Consider the following 7231-nt stretch of genomic DNA (forward strand, 5'->3'; position numbering starts at 1 on the left):
TGGGTCGGAATCTCTTCGGCGGGAGTGTTTGAGAGCCGGGATGGGGGGCAGAGCTGGGCGATGCGGAACCGGCGGGGGAATAGGGCGGGGCCGGCGGGGGCGCTGGAGCGGTTCTGGGGGGATGAGGAGATCCGGAAGGAGGACGAGATTTTCAGTTGCGTCCATAACCTCGCGTTCGGGGCGGAGGAGGGGCTGATCTACATGCAGAACCATCAGGGGGTGTATCGGTCTCGGGATGGAGGGGCCGTCTGGGAGGAGGTGACGGAGGGGTTGCCCTCGACCTTCGGGTTCCCGGTGGCGGCGCATCCGCGCGAGGCGGGGACGTTCTGGGTGTTTCCGCTGAACGGGGACTCACTGGGCCGGTATCCGGTAGGCGGGCGGGCGCTGGTCTGGAAGACGGTGGATGGGGGGGAGACGTGGGCCGGGAAGGGGGCAGGGCTGCCGGAGAAGGACTGCTTCTTCACCGTGCTCCGCCAGGGGATGGCTTCGGACGGGGCGAGCCCGTGCGGGGTGGCGTTCGGGACGAACTCGGGGTCGGTGTTCTTCTCGGGCGATGAGGGGGAGAGCTGGGAGGAAGTTGCCCGGCATCTGCCGACGGTGCTGTCGGTGAAGTTCATGGCGTGATCTGTCCACGGTGGACCGAGTTGAATTAGCGTTCGTGTCCAGTGGGTTGGCTGCGGACGTTAACGTCTTGGCAAGAGTTTGGGGGCTAGGCCCAGGGGGCGGGAATTGCGGACCTTTCCCGGCGGCCCGCAATCGCTAGGCTGAGGTCTGGCAGCGGCCGTGGCACGGCTTTGGGGGGATGCGGGATGTTTCTGTTGTACTCGGTCGTGATGATCGCGGCGGCGGTCTTCGGGACGGAATGGCTGGTCGACGTCTGGCTTGGCGAGGACCGGAGGTACTGGATCGGGCTTGCCGGGGTGGCGGTTCTGCTGATCGCGTCGGCCGTCGTAAAGGCGAGCGGGATCGAGCAGCTGACCCGGGCGCTGCGAAAGGCGCTGATCGGGGCCTGGATCGGTACTGCGCTTGGGTGGTTCGGCCTGAAGCTCCCCTGGTTGCGGAAGGGATTGCGCATCGCGGGGATCGAGACCGAGCCCGAGGCGCAACCGCCGCAGGGCGGATTGCGCTGGTCCGGGCTGAGCGGCTGGCTGTTGGCGCTGGGATGGGCGGGCTCGATGATCGGGCTGGGGATGATGTGGACGGGGTTCATGCGGTGAGGACTGGCGGGGCGCCCTCGGTCTGGCGGTCGTCGGAGAAATCCTCGCGGGCGTTTTGTCCGGTCTGTGGGAGCTCGCTTGGGGCCGTTGACGATGCTCCGGTGGTGGCGCTGCTGACCGGGGCGTTCGACAAGCCGCATCTGAAGGAGTTGAAGCCGGAGAGCCATTCCTACAAGGGCGCGCGGCCGAAGTGGTGGCATCCGGAGGTGGAGGCTTGAGGGGCTCGGGCGGTTTTCAGATTGAGCGCTGACGCGCGAAGACCTTTTGTCTCGCCTCTGCGCGTGAAGAACGCGCAACCGGCTCGGGAGGGCCTCCGGCGGGGATATTTGGGGAAGGGAAATTGGGGGTAGGCAGCCTTTTGTTCGGGAGTTCTTAACCATGACCGGGTGATACTGGCGGGGTTGAATGATGTAACCCAATGGGCTATATATGACCTTGCAGTCGGTCGCGGAAACGCCGATCTTCACCCGCCAGACGGAAAAGCTGTTTACTGAGGACGAGAAGCGGGAGTTGATCGACTTTCTGGCGGAGTATCCGCTGGAAGGGGATGAAATTCCAGGGACAGGCGGGGTTCGCAAGCTGCGCTTTGCAGCATCGGGGCGGGGCAAGCGGGGAGGCGCGCGGATCATCTACTACTATCTGGATGAGACGATGCCGCTTTACGCCCTGCTCGCCTATGCGAAGAACGATCAGGGCGACCTGACGCCAGACGAAAGGCGCGCGGTTTCGGCTTTGGCGGCTGCGATCAAGGCGACCAGGAAGGGGAAGAGATGAGCGGTTTTGGCGACGATCTGATCCGGGCGATGGGCGAGGCGCTTGCCCATGCGAAGGGGGAGGGGCCGGCAGTGCTGCACGAACCAGTCTCTCCGCGTGAGGTGCGGGAGAAGGCGAGACTGACTCAGGCGCAGATGGCGCCGCTGATGGGGATGAGCCTGTCGGGGTACCGGAAGTGGGAGCAGGGGCAGCGGCGGGTCAGCGGGCCGGCTGCGGCGTTGCTCCGGGTGATCCAGCGGGAGCCGGAGGCGGTGAAGCGCGCGTTGGGGTGAGGGGGAGGGCGCTTGTGCGGATGAAGTGCTCCATCGTCGTTTGAACGTTGCAAGGATGTGTTAGGCAGAATGAGTAGATTTGCGCCAAACAGTATTGAAAAACCCAACCCTTTCGGCCGAGTTGCCGAGGACGATCTTATGCGTTTCGAGTACGAGATTGGAGCAGACCTGCCGAGCCAGTACCGAGAGTACTTGCTTCAGTACAATGGTGCGGAGTTCGCAAAGGCCAGTTTTCATGCTGATGGCGCGGGCGCCAATCTGCATCACGTGTATGGCCTTCATGACGGGCCGCAGTATTTCAGCCTTCGCGACAGATGGGACTTGGCGAAGTGGTATGACATCGGTGATCGTGCGGCAGGAGTGTCGGATTTCCTGGTGTTTGCCAGCTGTGGAACCGGCGAACCTTTGCTGCTTCATCTGAAAACCGGAGCGGTCTACTCCCTTGACCCAGATGCGATCCAAGACGATCCCGAACGGGGAGCGCGTTTCGAGCCCGTTTTGGTCGCCGATAGTTTCGATGCCTTCATTCAGGACCTGATGTCGGACGAAGAATACTGTGCTGCAACCATGACTCCTGAAGAAGTTGAAGCATTCAAGCGGCAGTTGGCGGAGCTTGGAAGAAGGGCGGAGAACGAGCAGTAGGGCGGTGTTCCGTCCGGCTGCTCGCGCGCGCGCCAGCATTTGGCTCAATCGTCTGCTCTTGATGGCGGGGTGGAACCCCACCTGTGATACTGCGAAGCGGTGCGCAATGAATGCGCACCCAACGGGACGGAAGAGTCGGGCTGAAGCCCGACCTACCGGCTGTCATCTCCGTGACAACGGGGATCCTGCGTCAGCGGATGTCTGGACCCCCGCTTTCGCGGGGGTGACAGGATGGTGGAGGTGACGGGGGGCGAGGGGATCACCCGTCGAAGTTCACCGTCTCCATGATCTTCAGCGCGGCGGCGCGGGCGGTGGCAATGTCGGCCAGCGGGGTCGAGTCGGGGATGAACTCGCCCCAGCTGGCCACCAGGTCAGAACGGGGGACACCGTTCTTGACCGGGAACTCGTTGTTCGTGTCGGCGTAGATCTTCTGGGCGGCGTCGGAGGAGAGCCACTCCATGAACTTCAGCGCGTTTTCCTTGTTCGGGGCGGACTTGGTCATCGCGACGCCGGAGATGTTGAGGTGGGTGCCGCCGCCTTCAAACGTCGGGAAGACGATGGTCACGGCTTCGGCGGCAGCCTTCTGTTCGGGGTCGGCGAGCATCTGGCCGATGTAGTAGGTGTTGCCGAGCGCGATGTCGCATTCGCCTGCGGCGATGGCTTTCACCTGGTCGCGGTCGCCGCCGTCGGGTTTCCTTGCGAGGTTGGCTTTCAGGCCCTCGGCCCACTTGGTCGCGGCTTCCTCGCCGTGGTGGGTGATGACGGCGCCGAGAAGGGCGATGTTGTAGTCGTGGAGGCCCGAGCGGGTGCAGAGGCGGCCCGCCCATTTCTCGGAGGCGAGGTCTTCGTAGGTGGTCACCTCGCCCGGCTGCACCCGGTCTTTCGAGGCATAGACGATGCGGGCGCGGGAGGTGAGGCCGAACCAGTGGTCGTTCGGGTCACGGAGGGTTTCGGGGATGTTGGCTTCGAGGACGTCGGACTGGACCGGCTGGGTCACGTCGGCGTCTACGATCTGCATCAGGCGGGCGATGTCGACGGTGAGGACGAGATCGGCGGGCGAGCGGTCGCCTTCGGCCTGGAGGCGTTCGGCCATGCCCTTGTCGACGAAGGCCACGTTGACCTTGATGCCGGTCTCGGCGGTGAAGGCGTCGACGAGGGGTTGGATGAGTTCGGGCTGGCGGTGGGAGTAGACGTTGATTTCCTGGGCAAGGACCGGGGTCGTCAGGGCGAGGAGGGCGAGGGGGGAAAGGCGTAGCATGGTTGAGTCCTTTAGTCAGGTTTATGCGATCGCTTAAAGCGTGACTCAAGGGGCGGGTCAAGAGGTTGAGTGAAATAGTCGGCAATTGGGTCCTGCGTTCGGGCTGACCCTTGGCGATGACCCTTGCCCGTCTTGATGAACCCCCTCCCTGGCCCTCCCCCTGGCAGGGGAGGGGACGCCTTGGACCTGGCGTTGGTTTGCGTGCCCGGCGGGGGTCAGCGTTGCGCCTTTTCCTCGGCCTTGGCGCGGTTCCAGAGGGCGTCCATTTCAGCGAGGTCGCTGTCGGCGGGGCGCTTGCCGGTCTCGGCCAGCCAGTCCTCGATGCGGGCGAAGCGGCGGGTGAACTTTGCGTTGGCGGCGCGGAGGGCGGCTTCGGGGTCGACCTTCAGGTGGCGGGCGAGGTTGGCCATGACGAAGAGGAGGTCGCCGATTTCCTCGGTAAGCTCGGTGTGGGACAGGGTGTCGCGGGCTTCGACGACTTCGCGGGCCTCTTCGGTGAGCTTGTCGAGGACCTTGTCGGTCGAGGGCCAGTCGAAGCCGACGCGGGCGGCGCGGTTCTGCAGTTTCAGAGCGCGGGTGAGGGCGGGAAGCGACTGGGCGATGCCGTCGAGGGTTCTGGCCTGGCCGCGTTCGGCGGCTTTGGCGGCCTCCCAGTCTTTGGTCTGCTGCTCGGCCGTCTTGTCGCGGCTTTGGTCGCCGAAGACATGGGGGTGGCGGGCGAGCATCTTGTCGGAGATGGCGGTGACGACGTCGGCGAAGGTGAAATGCCCGGCCTCGGAGGCCATCCGGGCGTGGTAGACCGTCTGGAAGAGGAGATCGCCAAGCTCTCCCTTCAGTTCGCCCCAGGCTTGGCGGTCGATGGCATCGGCGACCTCGTGCGCTTCTTCCAGGGTGTAGGGGGCGATGGTGGCGAAGGTCTGCTCGATGTCCCAGGGGCAGCCGGTGGCGGGGTCACGGAGGCGGGCCATGATTTCCAGAAGGCGGTCGAGGCCGCCCGCGGAATCGTGAACCAGACGATCCGATTCGCGGCGGTCAAGGTGGGGATGAGTCATTGCGGCCACCGGGGTTTTGCGATTTGGTCAAAGGCTGATCCAGAGCCCTCAAGGACCCAAGCCATGCCCGTGTTGAACCGTATCGCCTCTTACGCCGAGGAAATGAAGGGGTGGCGACGGCATCTGCACATGTATCCGGAGCTTGCGTTCGACTGCCATGAGACGGCGGCCTGGATTGTCGCGCGGCTGAAGGAGATCGGGGTGGACGAGATCCATGAGGGGATCGCGAAAACCGGGGTGGTGGCGCTGATCAGGGGGCAAGGGCCGGGTCCGGTCATCGGGCTTCGGGCCGACATGGATGCGCTGCCGATCGAAGAGGTGACGGGCGCGCCTTATGCCTCGAAAGTGAAGGGCAAGATGCATGCCTGCGGGCATGACGGGCATGTCACGATGCTGCTTGGTGCCGCGAAATATCTGGCCGAGACGCGGAATTTTGTCGGGACGGCGGCGCTGATCTTCCAGCCGGCGGAAGAGGACGGGGGCGGGGGTCAGGTGATGGTGGAGGAGGGGCTGATGGACCGGTTCGGGATCGCCCAGGTCTACGGCATCCACAATGCGCCGAACGTGCCCTTCGGGCATTTCCATACGACGCCGGGGCCGTTGATGGCGTCGGTCGATACGGCCTTTGTCTACATCACCGGCAAGGGCGGGCATGGGGCCACGCCGCACGAATGCGTGGACCCGGTGGTCGCGGTAGTGGGGATGGTGCAGGCGGTGCAGACGATCATCCCGCGGAACGTCTATGCGCTGGAAGAGGTGGTGATTTCGGTCACGCAGATCCACACCGGGACCGCGAGCAACATCATTCCCGAAGAGGCGATGTTCTGCGCCACGATCCGCTGCTTCAAGCCGGATGTCCGCGCGCTTTTGAAAAAGCGGTTCCATGAGATCGTGGAAGGCCACGCGACGGCCTATGGCGTCCAGGCGCGGGTCGACTATGACTGGGGCTACCCTGCGACGATCAACCATGAGGACGAGACGGATTTCGCCGCCGCCGTCGCCTCCGAGGTCGTGGGGCCTGAGGCGGTGGACGCCCGGGCGAACCGCGAGATGGGGTCGGAGGATTTTTCCTACATGCTGGAAGCGCGGCCGGGGGCGTATCTGTTCCTCGGGACCGGGCCGGGGGCGGGGCTGCATCACCCGGCATATGACTTCAACGACGAGGCGGCGCCGGTCGGGGCGAGTTTCTTTGCGCGGCTGGTCGAGCGGGCGCAGCCTTTGGCATAGGCACGGCGACAGGCAGACCCGGTTTTGTGGGTCGCGCTGGTTGGGAGCACCTGACTTGCTGACGGCTGGCTCTTTTGGCAGGCTCTCCTGCAGGCGGGCACATGGCCGGATCTGGATCGGGAGATTGAAAATGGTTTTCAAGGCGGTTCTCTTTGTCTCTTGCGTTTGCCTTGCGGGCCCCGCGCTGGCCAATGATCTGCTGACTTTCCAGTCACCCACCGGCAATATTCATTGCTCGATCTACACCTGGGACAACAACGCCGAAGCGCGCTGCGATCTGCAGGAGCTGACACCGAGCTACACCAAGCGGCCGGCGGGGTGCGATCTGGACTGGGGCAGCTCGTTTGCTGTCGGGGCCGAGGGTCGGGGCGTGCTTGCGTGTGTCGGAGATACGGTGGTCGACCGCAGAAACCCGGTTCTGCCCTATGGCGAGGCAGTGTCGCTTGGCGGGCTCTCGTGCGTTTCAGCCAAGACCGGGATCACCTGCACCAACGCGGCAGGGCATGGGTTCAGCGTGGCGAAGGCGAAGCAGCGGCTTTACTGATCAGACGCGAAGCAAATTGAGCGCGTTCCGCGCGAAGACCTTTTGTCTCGTCTCTGCGCTGGCGCGCAACCGGCTCGGGTTGTGCCTCCGGCGGGGATATTTGGGCAAGGGTCTACCCTAGCTGAGTGTCCTGAGGGGTTTCAGTCTGCAGGCTTTGAGGAGGATTTTGTAGAGGTCCTCGCGCCTGTTGTTGAAGCGGAATTCGGTTTCCTTGAGGAAGACGGGGAAGCTGGTGGGGCGGAGGC

Annotated in this window: 9 protein-coding genes and 2 pseudogenes; 8 read left to right on the plus strand and 3 right to left on the minus strand. The window is 64.2% G+C overall.

The features are described from left to right. The 6 genes and pseudogenes from ACRCSW_RS20770 to ACRCSW_RS20795 all read left to right on the plus strand — a co-directional run. Positions 1-624 (plus strand): annotated as a pseudogene (locus tag ACRCSW_RS20770) (exo-alpha-sialidase); the annotation flags it as partial. A 185-nt stretch (positions 625-809) separates the two neighbouring features. Further along, positions 810-1217, plus strand: a complete 408-nt coding sequence (locus tag ACRCSW_RS20775; protein WP_438707559.1) for a hypothetical protein — start codon at positions 810-812, stop codon at positions 1215-1217. Then, positions 1214-1435, plus strand: a complete 222-nt coding sequence (locus ACRCSW_RS20780) for a hypothetical protein (protein ID WP_438707560.1) — start codon at positions 1214-1216, stop codon at positions 1433-1435. The genes ACRCSW_RS20775 and ACRCSW_RS20780 overlap by 4 nt, the downstream gene beginning before the upstream one ends. 211 nt (positions 1436-1646) lie before the next feature. Beyond that, positions 1647-1991, plus strand: a complete 345-nt coding sequence (locus tag ACRCSW_RS20785; protein ID WP_438707561.1) for a type II toxin-antitoxin system RelE/ParE family toxin — start codon at positions 1647-1649, stop codon at positions 1989-1991. Beyond that, positions 1988-2263 (plus strand): helix-turn-helix domain-containing protein, encoded by a 276-nt coding sequence (locus ACRCSW_RS20790; protein ID WP_438707562.1) that lies wholly within the window; start codon positions 1988-1990, stop codon positions 2261-2263. The genes ACRCSW_RS20785 and ACRCSW_RS20790 overlap by 4 nt, the downstream gene beginning before the upstream one ends. Before the next feature lie 69 nt (positions 2264-2332). Next, the gene (locus ACRCSW_RS20795) at positions 2333-2905 is read left to right on the plus strand and encodes an SMI1/KNR4 family protein (protein WP_438707563.1); all 573 of its coding nucleotides are present in this window, start codon (positions 2333-2335) and stop codon (positions 2903-2905) included. A gap of 259 nt (positions 2906-3164) precedes the next feature. Here ACRCSW_RS20795 and ACRCSW_RS20800 read toward each other — a convergent pair whose 3' ends face one another. Both ACRCSW_RS20800 and mazG read right to left on the minus strand, forming a co-directional pair. After that, positions 3165-4163 carry a Fe(3+) ABC transporter substrate-binding protein gene (locus ACRCSW_RS20800; RefSeq protein WP_438707564.1) on the minus strand — a complete coding sequence of 333 codons (999 nt, stop codon included), beginning with the start codon at positions 4161-4163 and terminating at the stop codon, positions 3165-3167. Positions 4164-4378: 215 nt separating this feature from the next. Continuing rightward, a complete protein-coding gene (gene mazG, locus ACRCSW_RS20805; protein ID WP_438707565.1) occupies positions 4379-5215 on the minus strand; it encodes a nucleoside triphosphate pyrophosphohydrolase in 837 nt (278 codons plus the stop codon). Between the two features lie 63 nt (positions 5216-5278). Here mazG and ACRCSW_RS20810 point away from each other — a divergent pair, with 63 nt between their 5' ends. Next, the gene (locus tag ACRCSW_RS20810; protein WP_438707566.1) at positions 5279-6442 is read left to right on the plus strand and encodes a M20 aminoacylase family protein; all 1164 of its coding nucleotides are present in this window, start codon (positions 5279-5281) and stop codon (positions 6440-6442) included. Between the two features lie 130 nt (positions 6443-6572). Further along, positions 6573-6986: a DUF6636 domain-containing protein gene (locus ACRCSW_RS20815; protein ID WP_438707567.1), complete on the plus strand. Its 414-nt coding sequence runs from the start codon at positions 6573-6575 to the stop codon at positions 6984-6986. A 117-nt stretch (positions 6987-7103) separates the two neighbouring features. On the opposite strand, the pseudogene ACRCSW_RS20820 reads toward ACRCSW_RS20815, so the two are convergent. Next, positions 7104-7231, minus strand: a pseudogene (locus ACRCSW_RS20820) (IS1595 family transposase); the annotation flags it as partial.

The sequence above is a fragment of the Tabrizicola sp. genome (assembly GCF_051645465.1).
In the GTDB taxonomy this organism is placed as follows: Bacteria; Pseudomonadota; Alphaproteobacteria; order Rhodobacterales; family Rhodobacteraceae; genus Tabrizicola.

Coding starts and splice junctions, on each gene's coding strand:
- ACRCSW_RS20785 (WP_438707561.1), top strand. CDS start 1,647: ATGACCTTGCAGTCGGTCGCGGAAACGCCGATCTTCACCCGCCAGACG.
- ACRCSW_RS20815 (WP_438707567.1), top strand. CDS start 6,573: ATGGTTTTCAAGGCGGTTCTCTTTGTCTCTTGCGTTTGCCTTGCGGGC.
- ACRCSW_RS20810 (WP_438707566.1), top strand. CDS start 5,279: ATGCCCGTGTTGAACCGTATCGCCTCTTACGCCGAGGAAATGAAGGGG.
- ACRCSW_RS20790 (WP_438707562.1), top strand. CDS start 1,988: ATGAGCGGTTTTGGCGACGATCTGATCCGGGCGATGGGCGAGGCGCTT.
- ACRCSW_RS20775 (WP_438707559.1), top strand. CDS start 810: ATGTTTCTGTTGTACTCGGTCGTGATGATCGCGGCGGCGGTCTTCGGG.
- mazG (WP_438707565.1), bottom strand. CDS start 5,215: ATGACTCATCCCCACCTTGACCGCCGCGAATCGGATCGTCTGGTTCAC.
- ACRCSW_RS20800 (WP_438707564.1), bottom strand. CDS start 4,163: ATGCTACGCCTTTCCCCCCTCGCCCTCCTCGCCCTGACGACCCCGGTC.
- ACRCSW_RS20795 (WP_438707563.1), top strand. CDS start 2,333: ATGAGTAGATTTGCGCCAAACAGTATTGAAAAACCCAACCCTTTCGGC.